The sequence below is a fragment of the Bradyrhizobium sp. LeoA1Lang genome (genome assembly GCF_055413685.1).
Genome location: NZ_JBVAPG010000150.1, coordinates 1 through 19,266 on the forward strand (window position 1 = coordinate 1; position 19,266 = coordinate 19,266).

The window sequence follows — 19,266 nt, forward strand, 5'->3', positions numbered from 1 at the left end:
CATCAGACTCGCTCGAAAGCGAATCCAACCCGCACACATCATCGCATGGTCACTTTGGCGTAGAGCTCACCAGGCCGCCGCCCAGCGCGCGCACTTCAAAACAAAAAGACAACTGTAATGCTAGAGCATGATCCGGAAAAGTGGAAACCGGTTTTCCGAAAAGATCATGCTCAAACAGAAAGATGAGATCATGATCCGATTCGGTCCAATCGGATCATGATCTAGTGTTCCCATCTCACTTCCGCCGCAAGCTGGCAGCATGCGCTTCCCCAGTGTATCAAACCCAAAAGCATGCGTGATTCGCTCCCGTCCGCGTGTATCGCGGCATTCCAGGAACACTTCATGTCTGGCACTTCGTCTCTCGGTCCCGCTCCCGATGCCCTCGAACTGGCGGCGCTGCTATGCTCGCGGGTCTGCCACGATCTCATCAGTCCTGTCGGCGCGATCGTCAATGGCCTTGAGGTCATCGACGACAATCCGAAACCCGAGGACCGCGATTTTGCACTCGACCTGATCCGCAAGAGCGCCAAGACCGCATCTGCCCGCCTGCAGTTCTGCCGGCTTGCCTTCGGTGCCGCCGGGTCGGCCGGCGCGCAGATCGATCTCGGCGATGCCCAGGCCATGGCGAAGGGGCATATCGAGGACGGCAAGGTGACGCTGACCTGGAATCTGCCGCGGCTGCTCTTGCCCAAGAACCGCGTCAAGCTGCTCCTGAATATGCTCGTGATCGCGCAGCAGACGATTCCGCGCGGCGGCACGCTGACGATCGATCCGGTCGGCGAGGGCGAGACGATGAGCTTTCGCATCACCTCGGCCGGGCTGAACGCCCGCGTGCCGCAGAACATCGTCGATATTCTCGGCAGCACCTCGGCCGCGGTCGATGCCCATGCAGTGCAGCCCTATTACACGAGGCTGTTGGCGCAGGCCTGCGGATTGACCGTCAAGCTCGCCCTCGAGGGCGAGACCGTGGTGGTCAGCGCGTCCTGACGATTGCTGCATGATCTCCTGGCGCGCAGGCGCTCAAGAGATCATGCGCAAACAACGACGTAGAGCGCGATCGGAGGCGCGAAGCGAGTACGCCGCGCGCCGCGACGGCGGCCATAGCGTTAACCAATTGTTTGCAACTTGCCGTTGATTTCGATCTTTTCTTCTTATCTCTTTGTTGATCCCGTTCTTTTCCACATACTCAACCAAACTTAAACGCTTTGCATGGAAGCTGGTCCAAGTTCCGTAAGGCGCGTCGATGTCGCGTGCCGCTGCGTACGAAGGCCAGGTTCATGGACGATTTGATGCGAGAGTTTCTGACCGAGACCAGCGAAAGCCTGGATACGGTCGACAATCAGTTGGTGAAGTTCGAGCAAGAGCCGAACAACGCGAAGATTCTCGATAACATTTTTCGCCTGGTACACACCATCAAGGGTACCTGCGGCTTCCTGGGGCTTCCGCGACTGGAAGCGCTGGCGCATGCCGGCGAGACCTTGATGGGCAAATTCCGCGACGGCATGCCGGTCACGGCGGAAGCGGTGACGCTGATCCTGTCGAGCATCGACCGCATCAAGGAGATCCTCGCAGGACTGGAGGCAACCGAAGCCGAGCCGGAAGGATCGGACGAAGACCTCATCGTCAAGCTGCACGAGATGGCCGAGCGCAGTTTCGAATCGATGGCGGCGGAGGCCGGCGGCGAGCCTGCTGCTGAGGTAGCGGCGCCTGTCGTGGCCGCGCCGCCGCTGCAGCCCGCGGCGACGGAGGGCACGCTGGTGGTGCAGACGCTCGAACGTCCACTGCGCCCCGGTGAAGTCTCGCTCGACGAGCTCGAGCGCGCGTTCCGCGAAACCGCCACCGAAGTGACGCCGCCCGCACCGGCTGCCGCGCCCGCGGCCAAGCCCGCCGCGCATGAGCCGGCCGCAGAGGTTGCCAAGGAGAAGAAGGCGCCGAGGAAGACGGCCGCCGCCGAAGGCGACATGCACGAGTCCGACAAGGTCGCCAACCAGTCGATCCGCGTCAACGTGGATACGCTGGAGCACCTGATGACCATGGTCTCCGAGCTGGTGCTGACCCGCAACCAGCTCCTGGAGATCTCCCGCCGCAACGAGGACACCGAGTTCAAGGTGCCGTTGCAGCGTCTCTCGAACGTCACCGCCGAGCTGCAGGAAGGCGTCATGAAGACGCGCATGCAGCCGATCGGCAATGCGTGGCAGAAGCTGCCGCGCATCGTGCGCGACCTCTCGGGCGAACTCGGCAAGCAGATCGAACTGGAGATGCACGGCGCCGACACCGAGCTCGACCGCCAGGTGCTCGATCTGATCAAGGATCCCCTGACGCATATGGTACGCAACTCCGCCGACCATGGTCTGGAGACCACGGCCGAGCGCGCGGCGGCCGGCAAGCCGGAGCAGGGCACTATTCGTCTCTCCGCCTATCACGAGGGCGGCCACATCATCATCTGCATCGCCGACAACGGCCGCGGCCTCAACACCGACCGGATCAAGGCGAAAGCTCTGGCCAACGGCCTCGTCACCGAGGCTGAGCTGGAGAAGATGACGGAAGCGCAGATCCACAAGTTCATCTTCGCGCCGGGCTTCTCGACCGCTGCGCAAGTCACTTCGGTTTCCGGCCGCGGCGTCGGCATGGACGTGGTGCGCACCAATATCGACCAGATCGGCGGCACCATCGACATCAAGTCGGTCGCGGGCGAGGGCTGCTCCGTCACCATCAAGATCCCGCTGACGCTCGCCATCGTGTCCGCGCTGATCGTAGAAGCAGCCGGCGACCGCTTTGCGATCCCCCAGCTCTCGGTCGTTGAACTGGTTCGCGCGCGGGCCAATTCCGAGCACCGCATCGAGCGCATCAAGGACACCGCCGTGCTGCGCCTGCGCAACAAGCTCTTGCCGCTGATGCATCTGAAGAAGCTGCTCAGGATCGATGACGGTTCGTCGAGCGATCCCGAGAACGGCTTCATCGTGGTGACGCAGGTCGGCAGCCAGACTTTCGGCATCGTGGTCGACGGCGTGTTCCACACCGAGGAAATCGTGGTCAAGCCGATGTCGACCAAGCTGCGTCACATCGACATGTTCTCCGGCAACACCATCCTCGGTGATGGCGCTGTCATCATGATCATCGACCCCAACGGCATCGCCAAGGCGCTCGGCGCTGCCGGCTCAGCCGCCCATGAGATGGCGGACGACAACGCCGCGGCCCATGTCAGCGGCGAGCAGCTCACCTCGCTCCTGGTGTTCCGTGCCGGCACCAGCCAGCCGAAGGCGGTGCCGCTCGGCCTCGTCACGCGCCTGGAGGAGATCGCCACCGACAAGATCGAGCTCTCCAACGGCCGCTACATGGTGCAGTACCGCGATCAGTTGATGCCGCTGGTGCAGATGGCTGATGTCAATGTGCAGAGCTCCGGCTCGCAGCCGATCCTGGTGTTCGCCGACGACGGCCGCTCGATGGGGCTCGTGGTGGACGAGATCATCGACATCGTGGAGGAGCGGCTGCACATCGAGGTCGCAGGCTCGCAGGATGGCATTCTCGGCTCTGCCGTGATCAAGGGCCAGGCGACCGAAGTGATCGACGTCGGCCACTTCCTGCCGATGGCCTTCTCCGACTGGTTCAGCCGCAAGGAGATGCGGCCGTCCTCCAACGCGCAATCGGTGCTTCTGGTCGACGACAGCGCGTTCTTCCGCAACATGCTGGCCCCGGTCCTGAAGGCCGCCGGCTACAAGGTGCGTACCGCGCCGAACGCACAGGAAGGGCTGGCCGCGCTGCGTTCGGGACAGGCGTTCGACGTGGTGCTGACCGACATCGAGATGCCCGAGATGAACGGCTTCGAGTTCGCCGAGAGCATCCGCTCCGATCAGCATTTGAGTAGCGTTCCGATCATCGCGCTGTCGGCGATGGTCTCGCCAGCCGCGATCGAGCGCGGGCGGCAAGCCGGCTTCCATGATTACGTGGCCAAATTCGACCGTCCCGGCCTGATCGCGGCGTTGAAGGAACAGACCGCCGAGATCAGGAAAGCGGCATAGTTGAGTCGGGCACAAGGAATTGAAACGATGACCAGCAAGACCGACACCATCGAAGGCACCATGGCCGAATACGTCACCGCCGTGATCGGCGGGCAACTGTTCGGCCTGCCGATCTCACGCGTGCAGGACGTGTTCATGCCGGAGCGGCTGACGCGTGTGCCGCTGTCCTCCAGCGAGATCGCTGGCGTGCTCAACCTGCGCGGTCGCATCGTCACCGTGGTCGACATGCGCGCGCGGCTCGGCCTGCCGAAGAACGACGATGGCAAGCCGCCGATGGCGGTCGGCGTTGATCTCCGCGGCGAATCCTATGGCCTCTTGATCGATCAGATCGGCGAGGTGCTGCGGCTGCCCGATGACAGCCGCGAAGAGAATCCGGTCAACCTCGACCCGCGGATGGCCAAGCTCGCCGGCGGCGTCCATCGCCTCGACGGCCAGCTTATGGTCGTCCTCGATGTCGACCGCGTGCTCGAACTGATGCCGGATGCGAAGGCGGCCTAGTCATCGCGCTCCAGGCGGGCACGCCTATTGAAGAACTGAAACGGAAACGTCCCTTGCGGGATGAGGAAGTAGAGGCCCAACATGAGAACCTGTCTTGTCGTCGATGACTCCAGCGTCATTCGCAAGGTCGCGCGTCGCATCCTGGAAGGCCTGGATTTCCAGATTGTCGAAGCCGAGGATGGCGAGAAGGCGCTCGAAGCCTGCAAGCGCGCCATGCCCGCCGCCGTGTTGCTCGATTGGAACATGCCGGTGATGGATGGCTACGAATTCCTCGGCAATCTGCGCCGCATGCCCGGCGGCGATCAGCCCAAGGTGGTGTTCTGCACCACCGAGAACGATGTCGCGCATATCGCCCGTGCGCTGCATGCCGGCGCCAACGAATACATCATGAAGCCGTTCGACCGGGACATCGTCACCGCGAAGTTCCAGGAGGTCGGCCTGATCTGAGTATCGTGTTCGATCCGGCGGCTGAAAGCCATCGGCATGAGAGCATGATCCGGAGAAGGCGTGCCGTTGAGCCGTTGGTGAAGTGATGAGTGTTGCGTTGACAAATGCCCCGTCCCGGACTTCGACGCGGGAGGAGCCGTTGCGGGTGATGGTGGTCGACGACTCCGTCGTCATCCGCGGCATGATCTCGCGCTGGATCGGCGCGGAATCCGACATGGAGGTGACGGCCTCTTTCCGCACCGGTCTCGACGCCGTCAATCAGCTCGAGCGCGTCAATCCCGATGTCGCCGTGCTCGACATCGAAATGCCGGAGCTCGACGGCATCTCGGCGCTGCCGAAGCTGCTCGCCAAGAAGCGCGACCTCGTCATCATCATGGCCTCGACGCTGACCCGTCGCAACGCAGAGATCAGCCTGAAGGCGCTGTCGCTCGGCGCGGCCGATTACATTCCCAAGCCGGAGAGCACGCGCGAGGCGGGCGCCGCCGAAACCTTCCGGCACGACCTGATCCAGAAGATCCGCCATCTCGGTGCCAAGGTGCGCCGGCGCGCGGCGCCCGTCGCCGCAAGCCCGGCAATAGCCCCGGTGCAGGACAAGGCGCGCGAAGCCGCGATCCGCCCGGCGACTTCGCAGCAGGCATTGGTGCGCCGCCCCTTCGGCATGCTGGCGCCGAAGGTGCTCTTGATCGGTTCGTCGACAGGTGGTCCGCAGGCGCTGATGGCGCTGGTCGCCGAGATCGGACCGGTGATCGACCGCTTTCCGGTGCTGATCACCCAGCACATGCCGCCGACCTTCACCACGATCCTGGCCGAGCATCTCGCGCGTGCCAGCCGCCGGCCGGCGCATGAGGCTGTTGACGGCGAGATCGTCAAGGCCGGCCAGATCTATCTCGCGCCGGGCGGCCGCCACATGCGCGTTGCGCGCCGCGGTGCCGAGATCGCGATCGCACTCGATGACGGGCCACCGGTGAATTTCTGCAAGCCCGCGGTTGATCCCATGTTCATGTCCGCGATCGATGTCTGGCAGGGCGGCATCATGTCGGTGATCCTGACCGGCATGGGGTCGGACGGCATGCGCGGCGGCAAGGATATCGCCGCCGCCGGCGGCAGCGTGATTGCCCAGGACGAGGCGACCAGTGTCGTGTGGGGCATGCCGGGCGCGGCGGCGAATGCGGGTATCTGCGCGGCCGTGCTGCCGCTCAAGGAGATCGGACCGAAGCTTAACCGGTTGTTTGCGGGAGATCGTTCGTGACGCCGTTGGATTATGACTATCTGCGCAAGCTCTTGAAGGAGCGGTCCGGCCTCGACCTGTCGTCCGACAAGCAATATCTGGTCGAGAGTCGGCTGGTGCCGCTCGCGCGCAAGTGGGGGTTGGCCGGCATTCCGGAACTGGTCCAGAAGATGAAGGGCGGCGGCGCCGAGGCGCTGACATCGGAAGTGGTCGAGGCGATGACCACCAACGAGACTTTCTTTTTCCGCGACAAGATTCCGTTCGATCATCTGAGGCAGGCGGTGCTGCCGGCGCTGATCCAGGCGCGCGCCGCGCGGCGTTCGCTGCGCATCTGGTGCGCGGCATCGTCGACCGGGCAGGAGCCTTACTCGATTGCGATGTGCCTGAAGGAAGTGGGCGCGCTGCTCGCGGGCTGGCGCACCGAGATCGTCGCGACCGACCTGTCGCAGGCGGTCCTGGAAAAATCCAAGGCCGGCATCTTCAGCCAGTTCGAGGTGCAGCGCGGCCTGCCTATCCAGTTCTTGGTGAAATACTTCACGCAGATCGGCGAGTTCTGGCAGCTCAATGCCGATATCCGCGCCATGGTGCAGCATCGCCAGCTCAACCTGCTGCAGGACTTTTCCCATCTCGGCATGTTCGACGTGATCTTCTGCCGCAACGTGCTGATCTATTTCGACCAGGAGACGAAGACGGACATCTTCGCGCGGCTTGCGAAAATGCTCGAGCCTGACGGCGTGCTGGCGCTGGGGGCGGCCGAATCCGTGGTTGGCATCACCAGCGTCTTTAAGCCCTATCCGGACCGCCGCGGTCTCTATTGCCTGGGCACCGCGCCGGTCGCGCGCGCCGGCGCGCCGATCGGGCTAAAGGCGGTCGCTTCCGCCGCGCGGTAACGGCGTTGCTCCCGTAGGATGGGTAGAGCGGAGCGAAACCCATCGCGACGAGGACGCGGCGCCAATAATGGGTTTCGCGCCGCACTACCCATCCTACAACTCCATCGCCCTTGGCCGTCATTGCGAGCGTAGCGAAGCAATCCATCTCACCGCTTGCGGAGGCATGGATTGCTTCGCTTCGCTCGCAATGACGCAGGAGCCGCACTGTCAAAGGATCGCGTGCGGCAAAAAGCGCGACGTGTTGCCCGTGATCGGATTCTCGTCCTCGCGGATCGACAGTCCGCATGGGGTGTGATCGATCAGCCAGCTCCCGATCACCGGATATTGCCCTGCGAAATTCGGTAGCGGTGCCAGCGCCTGGCGGATGAAGCCTTCCGCGCCATAGGGCCCTTCCTGCTCGACCAGCGTGGTGCCGGCGCTGACCAGTGCGACATTGGCGCCCTCGCGCGAATAGATCGGCTTACGGACGAACGAGCTGCCGAGCGCTTGCGCGTTCGGATCATCCTCGAAATAGGCCGGCAGCAGATTGGGATGGTTCGGATACATCTCCCATAGCAGCGGCAGGATGCCCTTGTTGGACAGGATCGCCTTCCACGGCGGCTCGATCCAGCGCGTCGGAGCGCTCGCGAGCCTGGCGCCGAAGCTGTCGCGGAACATCCATTCCCAGGGATAGAGCTTGAATGCGAGCTCGATTGCGCGGTTATCCAGGTCGACAAAGCGGCCGTCCTCGGTAAGGCCGATGTCTTCGATATCGAGCAGCGTGGTCGCAAGGCCGGCCTGCGACGCGGTGTCCTCCAGATAGGCCAGCGTTGCGGCGTCCTCGGTATTGCCGGTCATGCCGGCAAGATGCAGATGTCCGCCGGATGCCAGTTTCTTCCAGGCGTCGATCAGCCGCTCGTGGATCGAATTGTACTGGTCGGCCCGCTTCGGGATGATGTTGCGCTCGATCGCCTGCTCGAGCCAGGTCCATTGGAACACCGCCGCTTCGAAGATCGAGGTCGGCGTGTCGGCGTTGTACTCCAGGAGCTTTGCCGATCCGCGCCAGTCGAAGCTGAGATCGAGCCGGCCATAGAGGCTGCTCTCGTTGCGGCGCCAGCTTTCCGCGATCAGCGGCCAGAACGCTTCCGGGATCTTCAATCGGCGCAGATATTTTTCGTCTTCGATGGCGCGACCGACCAGTTCGAGGCACATCGCATCGATCTCGCCGGTCGGCGCCTCGATCCCGCGCTCGATCTCGTCAAGCGTGAAGGCGTAATAGGCGCGTTCGTCCCAGTAGCGTTCGCCGTCGATGCTGTGGAAACTGAAGCCGGCGTGCTCGGCGGTCGCCCGCCAGTCGTCACGCTCGGGACAAGGGATGCGGCGCATGAGGATATCAGCTTCCGCCATACGATGGGTCGAAGTCACCCTCGGCATGGTCCTGGAAGCGGCGTGGCGTGCCGCCGAATCCACCGTAGACCGGGCCGCAATCGGGTTTGCCACCGGGGCGGGGCATGGCCGTGTTACCGGGGCCGCAATTGGTGCGCGGTACCAGCCCCATCGAGACGGCGCCGACCGCCGCACTTCCCATCAGAGTCAGTACGACGCGGCGCGAGCGTTTCATGACGGCAGTCCTGTCTTCCGCCGTTTGCGGTGTGACGCCAGTCTCCAACACTGACCGATGCCAAGGCAAGCAAAAGCGCGCATTTCACGGCGATGTGCGAAGCATATGCTGTTCTCAACCACCGGAGAAGCCGAAGGCGTGTGCGAACGAGCCGAAGCCGCCGCGGCTGACATGGTTCGATCCTGAATCGGATGCGCCTGAGGCCGAATGGCTCGAGGAGGAGTCGCTGCCGGAGTAGCGCGAACCGCCGCTGGAGCCGTGGCTGCTGGAGGACGAAGATCCGCGCTGCCGGCATTCGGCGTTGTTGCTCTGCAGCAGCGATGGTGTCGGGTCGTTCGGCGACCGCACGCAATCCTCGCTTGGCATCAGCGAATAGGCGGTGACGCCGACCGCCAGCGTGCCCATCAGGATCAGGACGATCTCGGCCGAACGTTTGGTCGGCGGGCGCGGCGGCACAGGGGCTGGCTTTCGCGTTCCGAACTCTTTGGACGGGTTGGTCGCCATTGGTCAGTAGATTTGGGTCAGGTGAGGTCAGTAGATCATGGAGGCGGCGTTGAGGGCGCCGCCGGCGAGCGAGGAGAGCCCGAGCCAGATCGCAGGCGCGAGCTCGCCGTCGGCGATCCGTCCCGACAGGTTCGGTACGGGGACCTTGACGATGAAGTAGACGATGATCTGGACGATCAGCGCGACCACGCTCCAGATCAGGCAATCGATGACGTTGGCGGAATGCGCGATCGCGCTCACCACCGGCAGCACGAAGCCGCACAGGCTCAAGCCCAGCGCGATTGCAGCCGCGGTATTGTTCTCGCGGATGAGCTCGAATTCGTTATGCGCGGTGACGCGGGTATAGGCGAAGAGATAGGCCATGACGGCGACCAGCGCCGTGCAGAAATAGACCAGGAAAGCCGGAAGCCCGGCAAGCGATTGCAGGATCATTCAACGCGCCGTATCATTGTTTCGGCGCGGCGACGCAAAACCGAATGCTGGCCTTGCTGAGCGTGCCCCGATTCGTCCGACAACAGAATTGCACGATCCGTTGGTCGCCGGATGACAACGGCCGGTTCAATCGCATCTCGGTGGTGCCCATGGAAACAGGTCGGCAATCCCTGATGAAAGATCATCTGTTGACGCGGCGTCAGGCCATTGGTCGCTGGCTGGCCGCAACCTCGCTCGGCATTGCCGCTTCGGAGCTGTGGCAGCCCGATCCGGCACAAGCACAACTGCTGCCCGAAACGCCATCATGTGGTGCCGACAACGCGCCCACAGTTTCGCAAACCGAAGGGCCATTCTACACGCCGCGCACACCCCTGAAGCGCAACTTTCGGGCTGATGCAGCGGGCGAGGCCATCACGTTGACCGGCTTTGTCATCGACAGGCGCTGCCAATCTGTCGCGAACGCGGTCGTCGATCTCTGGCACGCCGACGCGCGCGGCGCCTACGACAATACCGGCTATAAGCTGCGCGGATACCAGGTCACGGATGCGCAGGGACGATATGTTTTCGAGACCGTCGTGCCGGGCACGTATCCCGGGCGCACACGCCACTTCCACGTCAAGATCGCGGCGCCGGGTCAGCGGGTCCTCACCACGCAGCTTTACTTCCCGGACGATGCACGTGCCAACAGCCGCGACGGCATCTTCGACCGCCGCCTGCTGATGCGCATCGACGGCGCGTCCGACGGCAAGATCGGCCGCTATAATTTCGTCGTGAGCCTCGCTTGAGCCGATTGACGAAGGTCACAACCAGACGTGTGACCTCTCATGGTTCGTTCGGCTGGTGCGATCGCCGAGCCGATCCCCGAAGCAGGCGGAAGGCGAGCCAGAAAAACAGCACGACCAGCGCGAGCGCGGCGAGCGGCGCGGCCAGGGCCAGAAGTGAGATCAGCGAGGCGCTTCCGAGTTCGGTGGTTGCCACGACAGAATTTCCTAGGCCGCCAGTGAAGACGGTCGATTTTGCCCTGAGCACCGCGGTCAAACCTTGCGTGATGCCGGCGATGCCGCCGCCCGCGATAACGGCCGCCGTCCATTTCAGCATCGGCGGTACGTCGGTCATCACAGCGGCGGAAATGATCGTCCCCGCGACGACGGCAGCGGGCGTCGCCACGGTGTCGAGCAGGTTGTCCACACCGGGAATGTAGAATGCGGCGATCTCGGCTATGGCCGCGGTGCCAAGCATGATGATCGCGGCGGGTGTGCCGAGCCATGCAAAGCCCTCATTCAGGTTCGCATGTCCGGTGTAGGCGGCCACGCTCAGGATCAGCAGTGGCAGGAATAGCCGGAAGCCGGTTGCGGCGGCCAGGCCGATGCCAAGGCCGACCGACAGTGCCAGATCGAAGTTCGACATGTGTCGCAAACTCCATCAGCCCAGTTCGGTTCATCGTAGCAGAAGTTTAGATCGTTCCCGCCAGGCTCAAATATGAGGTGATTGAACCTTGGCAATCCGGATTGGGTCAAAACAGAAACCCCGCCATTTCGGCGGGGTTTTCGTCGGAGCAGCGAGATCGGAGTAATCAGGCCGGGATGCGTTCGTCGGCCTCGTGCGGCTCGCGCAGCACGTAGCCGCGGCCCCACACGGTCTCGATGAAGTTGCGGCCTTCGGAGGCGTTGGCGAGCTTCTTGCGCAGCTTGCAGATGAAGACGTCGATGATCTTCAATTCCGGCTCGTCCATGCCGCCATAGAGGTGGTTCAGGAACATTTCCTTCGTCAGCGTGGTGCCCTTGCGCAGCGAGAGCAGCTCCAGCATCTGGTATTCCTTGCCGGTCAGATGCACGCGCTGGCCGCCGACTTCCACCGTCTTGGTGTCGAGATTAACCACGAGGTCGCCGGTCTGGATGACGGACTGGGCATGGCCCTTGGAGCGGCGCACGATGGCGTGGATGCGCGCGACCAGCTCGTCCTTGTGGAAGGGCTTGGTCATGTAGTCGTCGGCGCCGACGCCGAGACCTTTGACCTTGTCCTCGATGCCGGCGAGGCCGGAGAGGATCAGAATGGGGGTTTTGATCTTGGAGACCCGGAGCTGCTTCAGCACGTCGTAGCCGGACATGTCGGGCAGGTTCAGGTCGAGAAGAATGATGTCGTAGTCATAGAGTTTGCCGAGATCAACGCCTTCTTCTCCGAGGTCCGTCGTATAGACGTTGAAACTCTCGGATTTGAGCATCAATTCGATCGACTGCGCGACGGCGCTGTCATCTTCTATCAGCAAAACGCGCATGCCAGTCCCCTTTAGTCGCCGCTCCTGGGCGTCAGGTCGGCCGCACTTGCGGCACTCACAAAACGCCTTTGCACAACTGATTCGGATCCTGACGAGACATGGTTAACAAAAACTGATTCCCGTTCGCAAGGTCCGCGGTGCAATTTTTTTCGAATCGCCCTAAGATATTGCGTGGAAGTAGCTTTTCTCATCCGTTCTCGTTCAAGCTCCACATTAAGAGGCCGGACTAACCGACTCTTGCGACTCGCCCTTCTTCTGAACAGGCAAGCGACCTCAGTCACCCAAAGACAGTGACGTAATGATTAATGATGCGGGTAAACACGAAGTTAAGCGGATGCGCAGAAATCGGCGAAACTTAAGGTTTTCGCAATGAAGGCGCTCGCGGAACAGATCGGCGACATCGACGGCGTCAATATTTATGGCCGCGTGGTCGGCGTCCGCGGGCTCATGGTGGAGATCGCAGGCCCTATCCATGCGATGTCGGTCGGCGCCCGCATCGTGATCGACGTTGGCGGCAATCGCTTCATCCCGGCGGAGGTGATCGGCTTCTCCGGCAGCAACGCGGTGGTGATGCCGTTCGGTGGTCTCGAAGGCGTCAGGCGCGGCTGCCGTGCTGTCATCGCCAATGCCGCCGGCTTCGTGCGGCCGTCGCCGGCCTGGCTCGGCCGCGTCGTTAACGCGATGGGCGAGCCGATCGACGGCAAGGGTCCGCTGTCGCAGGGCGCCTCTCCCGTACCCTTCCGCAACTCACCGCCGCCGGCGCATTCGCGCAAGCGGGTCGGCAGCCCGCTTGATCTCGGCATCCGCGCGCTCAACACGTTCCTGACCTGCTGCCGCGGCCAACGGCTCGGCATCTTCGCCGGCTCCGGCGTCGGCAAGTCGGTGCTGCTGTCGATGCTGGCGCGGAACGTCGATGCCGACATTTCGGTGATCGGGCTGATCGGCGAACGCGGCCGCGAGGTGCAGGAATTCCTCCAGGAAGATCTCGGCGAGGAGGGCCTTGCCCGCTCGGTGGTCGTGGTTGCGACCTCCGACGAGCCGGCCTTGATGCGGCGGCAGGCCGCCTATCTCACGCTCGCGATCGCGGAGTATTTTCGCGATGAGGACAAGGAGGTGCTGTGCCTGATGGATTCGGTGACGCGCTTTGCCATGGCGCAGCGCGAGATCGGCCTGTCCGCCGGCGAGCCGCCGACAGCCAAGGGCTACACGCCGACGGTGTTCACCGAACTGCCGAAGCTTCTGGAGCGGGCAGGGCCGGGGACCGGGGTCGGCGCCATCACCGCGATCTTCACGGTGCTGGTCGATGGCGACGACCACAATGAGCCGATCGCCGATGCCGTGCGCGGCATCCTCGATGGTCATATCGTGATGCAGCGCTCGATCGCCGAGCGCGGGCGCTATCCTGCGATCAACATTCTCAAATCGGTGTCCCGCACGATGCCGCGTTCGGCCGATCCGGCATTTCTCCCCGTTATCACCAGGGCGCGGCAGGTGATGGCGACATATGCCGATATGGAGGAGTTGATCCGGCTTGGCGCCTACCGGGCGGGTTCCAGCCCGGAAGTGGACGAGGCAATCCGCCTGCATGAGCCTTTGGAGGCCTTCCTGCGCCAGGCCAAGGGCGAGTCGGTCAGTTTGGCCGACGGCTACCGGCAACTGGCGCAAATCCTCTCGAATTTGGAAACGGAACGCTAACTTTGTCGGGCCATCATCCGCGGCACGTCATTAACTGCGCCGGCGGGGCCCAGGGGGAGCCGGCCTTGTCCCGCGTTCAAAATCGGGACTTCTGGGGAGTATGAGTCGATGAAGTCACGTGACACGCTGATCCGCCTGAAGAAGTTTCAGGTCGACGAGAAGCGCCGCAGGGTCACCCAGATCGAAGGCATGATCGCCGATTTCCACCGCATGTCGGTGGAGCTTGAACGCGAGATACAGGTCGAGCAGGAGCGGGCCGGGATCAACGATCCCTCCCACTTCGCCTATCCGACCTATGCCAAGGCTGCGATCCAGCGCCGCGAAAACCTGACCCGCTCCGCCGATGAACTGCGCATCCAGCTCGAAGAGGCCAAGGCGCAGCTCGGCGAAGCCTTTGAGGAACTCAAGAAGGTCGAGCTCCTGGACGAGCGCGACCAGGCCCGCGAGCGCGCTGAAGAGAGCGCCCGCGAGCAGGCCGACATGGACTCGATCGGCTTGATGCGCGCGCGCCTCGGCGTCGCCTGAATCCTGAACCTCTGCAGGCTGAACGGGAACCGAACCCGGGCTGCGAAGCCCGGGTTTTTGCTATGGAAAGGTCCCGAATCAGATCGGCTGGTGGACCGCGGCCTGCCGAACTATGCTACGAAAGGATAGGATTAATTCCCGGCATCAGGCGAACAGGGATCGCGATTTGGGGAATGCTGAATGCTGACGCCGGCTGAACTGGTCTGGCTGATCGCTGCCGTTGCGAAGGGGGATGAGGCCGCTTTCGAGCGATTGTACGTGGCCACACGGGCGAAACTCTTCGGGGTCGTCCTGCGTATCTTGCGGCGACAGGATCTTGCCGAGGAGGTCATTCAGGATACTTACGTCAAGATCTGGAACAGCGCGGGACAATTCGACCCGGCGCTGGCGTCGCCGATCACCTGGATGGCATCCATTGCCCGCAACCGCGCCATCGACCTGGTCCGCAAGAAGGGCGAAATCTCGCTGGAGGAAGAGCCAGCGGCGATGGAGGTCGCGGCCGAGACGCCAGATCCGCTGGCGCGACGCGAGATGACGGAGGAGCTGCGCCGGCTGTTGGAATGTGTCGGCCGTCTGGAGCCGGACCGGCAGAAGCTCGTGCTGCTTGCCTATTACAACGGCTGGAGCCGCGAACAGCTCGCCGTCAAATTCGAGACGCCGGTGAACACGGTGAAGACATGGCTGCGCCGCAGCCTGCTGGAGATCAGGGAGTGTCTTGGGGTTTGAAGGCTTGGGGTTTGAAGGCCCCGATATCACGTGATGGCCCATAACGAGGACCATATCGCGCTCGCCGCCGAGTATGCGCTCGGCACGCTCGATGCGGAGGAGCGCGCGCAGGTTGAGACCATGATGGCGATGGACAAGGAGTTCGCCGCCCTGGTGCACGCCTGGGAATTCAGGCTCGGCCCGCTCAACCAGATGGTGGGCCTGGTCGAGCCGCGGCCGATCGTGTGGGAGAGCATCCGAAGCGCGATCGCGCAGTCCTCCGCACCGCAAGCGCCCGTGGCGCTGCCGCCGGAAGCGCCACCATCTCCGCTCCCCCCGGTCGAGCCTAGAGTCGAGGCGGCACCTATCCAGCAGGCACCGGTCGTCGATGACGGCCGGGTCGTCCGACTCACGAGCCGGCTGAGGCGCTGGCGCGGCGTGGCGTCGGCGGTGAGCGCGATCGCGGCGGCGCTCCTGGTGGTGCTGGGGCTTCAGGTCTACCGGCCCGATGCCCTGCCTGACGCCATCCGTCCGAAGCCCCGCACAGAGATCGTGGAGGTGAAGACACCGCCCGCGCCGCCATCGGGGCAATTTGTCGCCGTGCTGCAGCAGGACGGCAACTCTCCGGCCTTCATCCTGACCGTCGATGCCGCCACCAGGAACTTCACGGTGCGCCGGGTCGGGGCGACGCCGGAGCCCGGGAAGAGCTTCGAGCTGTGGCTGATCTCCGACAAGCTGCCGCAGCCGCGTTCGCTCGGCGTGATCGGCGCCGATGACTTCACCGAGCGCCCGGTGCTGTCATCCTACGATGCCGCCACGGTCAGTGACGCGACCTACGCAGTCACCGTCGAGCCGGAGGGCGGGTCGCCGACGGGCACGCCGACCTCTGCGCCGATCTTTTCCGGCAGGCTGATCGAGAGCGTGCCGCCGGGCGCGCCGGCGCCGAACCGCTGATTCAAATAAAAAGAAAACGCCCGTGGGGAGCGGGCGTTTTCGATAGTCAACTTGGGGGTAGTTGGGGGTCTTAATATCCACGTGGCCTTTGGGGGGCTGTAAAGAACCACGTGAATTCCGTAAATTCCTCTCCTGCTCTAGCGTACGAGCGAATTGTTCGATGAGGTGATGGCCACCGGCTTGCCGGCCTTCATCACCCGCGCGGTCTGATACTCCTCCACGCTGTTACGCGCCATGATGCCAAGGCCGGCCACAACCACACCCGCTACGAGTGCAACGACCACAATCTTCAGGTGGGTCGTCCGATCCGCGCTGTAGATCGAGTGGTTCATGGAAGTCTCCTGCCGCCTTCCCTGTCGCTTACTTTTGTCGGTCGCCTCTTCCGACAGGTTCAACATCCTTGCGCCCTTCCAACATAGGAATCGCGGATTCCGTTCCGTAGAGGCGATCACAAGCCCGTGAACAGACGTGATCCTACGCGATCGGAATCGGCGTTGGAGTTCATATTCTCTAGTTATTGCAATGCATTAGGTCGAAATCGCTGCACGCGGACGATAAGCCGTTGAAATTAAGCCATTTTCGACAAACCAGTTGCATGTGACGAAAATGCTGCGCCGCTAAACAGCTGATTTGCGCGCCGGTCAGACGCTACCGACGGTCTTCAAGCGTGCCCGCGGATGGATCTCCGCCTGCGACAAAACGGTCGTCTGCGAGCGGAAGCGTTCAACCAGCGAGCGAACGAAGGGCCGGATCGCGGCCGAGGTCACCAGCACCGGCGCCTCACCTTCGCGCGCGGCCTGCTCGAAGGCGTTGCGGGTCGCGGTCATGAATTCCGACAGTTTCGACGGCTGCATCGCGAGGCTCCTGTCCTCGCCGGTGCCCACGATCGATTCCGCAAACGCCTGCTCCCAGCGCGCCGACAGCGCGATCAGCGGCAGATAGCCGTTGTAGGAGGTGTTCTGCGCGCAGATCTGCCGGGCCAGGCGGGCGCGGACATGCTCGACCATGGTCGCCGGATTGCGCGAGAAGGCGAGCGCGTCCGCAATGCCTTCGAGGATGGTCGAGAGGTCGCGGATCGAGACGCGCTCGGCCAGCAGCAATTGCAGCACGCGCTGGATGCCGGAGATCGTGACCTGGCTCGGCACGATGTCCTTGATCAGCTCGCCCTGCTCCTTCGGCAGCTCCTTGAGCAGCTTCTGCACCTCGCCGTAGGACAGCAAGTCCGACATGTTGTTCTTGAGCAGCTCGGTCAGGTGCGTCGACAGCACGGTCGCGGCATCGACCACGGTATAGCCCTTCAGCGAGGCCTCTTCCTTCAGCGCGGCGTCGACCCAGGTCGCAGGCAGACCAAATGTCGGCTCGACGGTGTGGATGCCGGGGATCGCGACCTGGTTGCCGCCGGGGTCCATCACCATGAACTGGTTCGGCCAGATCCGCCCCGTGCCGGCGTCGACCTCCTTGATCTTGATGACGTAGGTGTTGGCCTCGAGCTGGACGTTGTCGAGGATGCGCACTGCCGGCATCACGAAGCCCATCTCGACGGCGAGCGAGCGGCGCAGCGCCTTGATCTGCTCGGTCAGTCGGTCGGTGCCGTCGGGGCCGTTGACGAGCGGCAGCAGCGCATAGCCGAGCTCGATCTTGAGGTCGTCGATCTTGAGTGCGCTCGAGATCGGCTCCTCGGCGGCCGCCGCGGCTGCCGCAGCCGCAGCCGTAGGGGCGGCCGCAGCGGCGGCCTGGGCAGCCTTGGCGGCATGTTTCTGCTTGCGTGCGGTCCAGGCCAGCGCCGCAGCGCCGGAGCCGAGCGCCAGGAACGGGATCATCGGAATGCCAGGGAGCAGCGACAGCACGATCATCACGCCGGCCGACATGCCGAGCGCCTGCGGATAGCCCGAGAGCTGTTTCATCAGCGCCTTGTCGGCGGCGCCGGAGACGCCGGCCTTCGAGACCAGGAGGCCCGCGGCGGTCGAGACGATCAGCGCCGGGACCTGCGTCACCAGGCCGTCGCCGACGGTCAGCACGGTGTAGGTGCGCGCGGCCTCGGCAAAGCCCAGGCCCTGCTGGGCGACGCCGATGATGATGCCGCCGACGACGTTGATGAACACCACGAGCAGGCCCGCGATGGCGTCACCACGGACGAATTTCGAGGCACCGTCCATGGCGCCGAAGAAGCCGCTTTCGTCTTCCAGCTCCTTGCGCCGCTCCTTGGCGACCTTCTCGTCGATCAGGCCGGCCGAAAGGTCGGCATCGATCGCCATCTGCTTGCCCGGCATCGAATCGAGGTGAAAGCGCGCCGCGACTTCGGCGATCCGGCCCGAACCCTTGGTGATGACGACGAAGTTGACGATGACCAGGATCGCGAACACGATGATCCCGATCACGAAATTGCCGCCCATCACGAAATTGCCGAAGGCCTCGATGACGTGGCCGGCGGCCGCCGTGCCCTCATGCCCGTGCGACAGGATCAACCGGGTGGAGGCCAGGTTGAGCGACAGCCGCAGCATGGTCGAGATCAAGAGGATGGTCGGGAACGAGGAGAATTCCAGCGGCGCCTGGATGAACAGGGCGGTCATCAGGATCAGGACCGACAGCGTGATCGAGATCGCCAGGAACAGGTCGAGCACGATCGCGGGCAGCGGCAGGATCAGCACCACCAGGATGGTGAGGATGCCGAACGCCAGCGCGATATCGCCGCGCTTCAGGACGTTGGTGATGTCGGCGAAAGAGAAGCCGCCGGATGCCGTGCCCTGACCCGCCGTCACGTCGACCATGGTAGCCCGATCCCCCCGCGCCTGCCGGGCACGGCCGCCCAATGTCTGCGCGGCGGCTTGCGGGCCGCCGCTCCGAAAGTGAGGCACCGCGCTGGCGTCCACGGGGGATCCCCTCCCGTCACACGCGACCGACGACACTCGACTTCACCCGGCAATTTTTGCCCAGCGTATGGTTAGTAAAGGGTTAACGGCACTGTCCTTTCCCGGCCGGACGAAGGATGAGCCCCGGCCTATGGCCTCGCGCTTCGAGACGCCTGCTTCGCAGGCTCCTCAGGGGAGGGGAAAGGTTGGAGTGCGCCGCTCTATCCGCGTCATTGCGGAGCGAAGCAATCCATCTCGCCGCTTGCGGAGGCATGGATTGCTTCGCTTCGTCGCTTGCGCTCCTCGCAATGAGGGGTGGAGCGTTTCTGACTCAATTGTCAAACAGCTATCCGCTGTCATCGTCCGGCTTGACCGGACGATCCAGTATTCCAGAGACGGCAGTGCTTACGCTCAGACGCCGCGGATACTGGATGCCCCGCCTTCGCGGGCCATGACGGTAGAGTATGGTGAGGGGCGTGAGTCCGCATTCTCGCGACGTGATACGTCCGAGCTTTGTGTCACTTTCCACCCTCCTCGATATCAGAGGGCGCAGGGAAAGCCGGGTGCCGGTTGCACCCATGGGTCCCGTGCAACAAAAAGCACGGGGGTAGGACCACAGGTTCAACCGAAGCATTCCGGCTTTCC

18 protein-coding genes are annotated in these 19,266 nt (G+C 63.5%); 11 read left to right on the plus strand and 7 right to left on the minus strand.

What is annotated here, in order from left to right:
- Positions 1-342: 342 nt before the first annotated feature.
- The 6 genes from chpT (at position 343) to ACZYOF_RS34135 (ending at position 7,082) form a co-directional block, all read left to right on the plus strand.
- The gene (gene chpT / locus ACZYOF_RS34110; RefSeq protein WP_282528086.1) at positions 343-987 is read left to right on the plus strand and encodes a histidine phosphotransferase ChpT; all 645 of its coding nucleotides are present in this window, start codon (positions 343-345) and stop codon (positions 985-987) included.
- A 290-nt stretch (positions 988-1,277) separates the two neighbouring features.
- Positions 1,278-4,019, plus strand: a complete 2,742-nt coding sequence (locus tag ACZYOF_RS34115; protein WP_130581069.1) for a hybrid sensor histidine kinase/response regulator — start codon at positions 1,278-1,280, stop codon at positions 4,017-4,019.
- A 27-nt stretch (positions 4,020-4,046) separates the two neighbouring features.
- The gene (locus ACZYOF_RS34120; protein WP_027578765.1) at positions 4,047-4,517 is read left to right on the plus strand and encodes a chemotaxis protein CheW; all 471 of its coding nucleotides are present in this window, start codon (positions 4,047-4,049) and stop codon (positions 4,515-4,517) included.
- A gap of 81 nt (positions 4,518-4,598) precedes the next feature.
- Positions 4,599-4,964, plus strand: a complete 366-nt coding sequence (locus ACZYOF_RS34125; protein WP_028165519.1) for a response regulator — start codon at positions 4,599-4,601, stop codon at positions 4,962-4,964.
- 85 nt (positions 4,965-5,049) lie between these two features.
- Positions 5,050-6,213 (plus strand): protein-glutamate methylesterase/protein-glutamine glutaminase, encoded by a 1,164-nt coding sequence (locus ACZYOF_RS34130; protein ID WP_282528084.1) that lies wholly within the window; start codon positions 5,050-5,052, stop codon positions 6,211-6,213.
- Positions 6,210-7,082, plus strand: a complete 873-nt coding sequence (locus ACZYOF_RS34135) for a CheR family methyltransferase (protein ID WP_463718517.1) — start codon at positions 6,210-6,212, stop codon at positions 7,080-7,082. Before ACZYOF_RS34130 ends, ACZYOF_RS34135 begins: the two co-directional genes overlap by 4 nt.
- 207 nt (positions 7,083-7,289) lie before the next feature.
- On the opposite strand, the gene ACZYOF_RS34140 is transcribed toward ACZYOF_RS34135, so the two are convergent.
- The 3 genes from ACZYOF_RS34140 to ACZYOF_RS34150 all read right to left on the minus strand — a co-directional run bounded on the left by ACZYOF_RS34140 (position 7,290) and on the right by ACZYOF_RS34150 (position 9,618).
- Positions 7,290-8,447 carry a glutathionylspermidine synthase family protein gene (locus ACZYOF_RS34140; protein WP_463718518.1) on the minus strand — a complete coding sequence of 386 codons (1,158 nt, stop codon included), beginning with the start codon at positions 8,445-8,447 and terminating at the stop codon, positions 7,290-7,292.
- Between the two features lie 349 nt (positions 8,448-8,796).
- Entirely contained in the window at positions 8,797-9,138 is a 342-nt protein-coding gene (locus ACZYOF_RS34145; RefSeq protein WP_463718519.1) for a hypothetical protein, read from the minus strand.
- A 75-nt stretch (positions 9,139-9,213) separates the two neighbouring features.
- Positions 9,214-9,618, minus strand: a complete 405-nt coding sequence (locus tag ACZYOF_RS34150; protein ID WP_130581074.1) for a DUF350 domain-containing protein — start codon at positions 9,616-9,618, stop codon at positions 9,214-9,216.
- A 44-nt stretch (positions 9,619-9,662) separates the two neighbouring features.
- Here ACZYOF_RS34150 and ACZYOF_RS34155 point away from each other — a divergent pair, with 44 nt between their 5' ends.
- Positions 9,663-10,403, plus strand: coding sequence for a dioxygenase family protein (locus tag ACZYOF_RS34155; RefSeq protein ID WP_463718520.1), 741 nt, complete (start codon positions 9,663-9,665; stop codon positions 10,401-10,403).
- Between the two features lie 37 nt (positions 10,404-10,440).
- Here the strand turns inward: ACZYOF_RS34155 and ACZYOF_RS34160 are convergent, their stop codons facing one another.
- Entirely contained in the window at positions 10,441-11,025 is a 585-nt protein-coding gene (locus ACZYOF_RS34160; RefSeq protein ID WP_463718521.1) for a DUF4126 domain-containing protein, read from the minus strand.
- A gap of 166 nt (positions 11,026-11,191) precedes the next feature.
- Complete coding sequence (ctrA, locus tag ACZYOF_RS34165) at positions 11,192-11,893, minus strand: response regulator transcription factor CtrA (RefSeq protein WP_016848562.1); 702 nt, start codon at positions 11,891-11,893, stop codon at positions 11,192-11,194.
- A 369-nt stretch (positions 11,894-12,262) separates the two neighbouring features.
- Between ctrA and fliI the strand changes: the two genes are divergently transcribed.
- The 4 genes from fliI (at position 12,263) to ACZYOF_RS34185 (ending at position 15,772) form a co-directional block, all read left to right on the plus strand.
- Positions 12,263-13,588: a flagellar protein export ATPase FliI gene (gene fliI, locus ACZYOF_RS34170; protein WP_463718522.1), complete on the plus strand. Its 1,326-nt coding sequence runs from the start codon at positions 12,263-12,265 to the stop codon at positions 13,586-13,588.
- 108 nt (positions 13,589-13,696) lie between these two features.
- Positions 13,697-14,113, plus strand: a complete 417-nt coding sequence (gene fliJ / locus ACZYOF_RS34175; protein WP_456635503.1) for a flagellar export protein FliJ — start codon at positions 13,697-13,699, stop codon at positions 14,111-14,113.
- Positions 14,114-14,293: 180 nt separating this feature from the next.
- Entirely contained in the window at positions 14,294-14,839 is a 546-nt protein-coding gene (locus ACZYOF_RS34180; protein WP_282528076.1) for a sigma-70 family RNA polymerase sigma factor, read from the plus strand.
- Positions 14,840-14,872: 33 nt separating this feature from the next.
- Positions 14,873-15,772 carry an anti-sigma factor gene (locus ACZYOF_RS34185; RefSeq protein WP_463718523.1) on the plus strand — a complete coding sequence of 300 codons (900 nt, stop codon included), beginning with the start codon at positions 14,873-14,875 and terminating at the stop codon, positions 15,770-15,772.
- A 137-nt stretch (positions 15,773-15,909) separates the two neighbouring features.
- On the opposite strand, the gene ACZYOF_RS34190 is transcribed toward ACZYOF_RS34185, so the two are convergent.
- A complete protein-coding gene (locus tag ACZYOF_RS34190) occupies positions 15,910-16,104 on the minus strand; it encodes a hypothetical protein (RefSeq protein WP_463718524.1) in 195 nt (64 codons plus the stop codon).
- A gap of 309 nt (positions 16,105-16,413) precedes the next feature.
- The gene (gene flhA / locus ACZYOF_RS34195) at positions 16,414-18,642 is read right to left on the minus strand and encodes a flagellar biosynthesis protein FlhA (protein WP_130581079.1); all 2,229 of its coding nucleotides are present in this window, start codon (positions 18,640-18,642) and stop codon (positions 16,414-16,416) included.
- Positions 18,643-19,266: the final 624 nt, after the last annotated feature.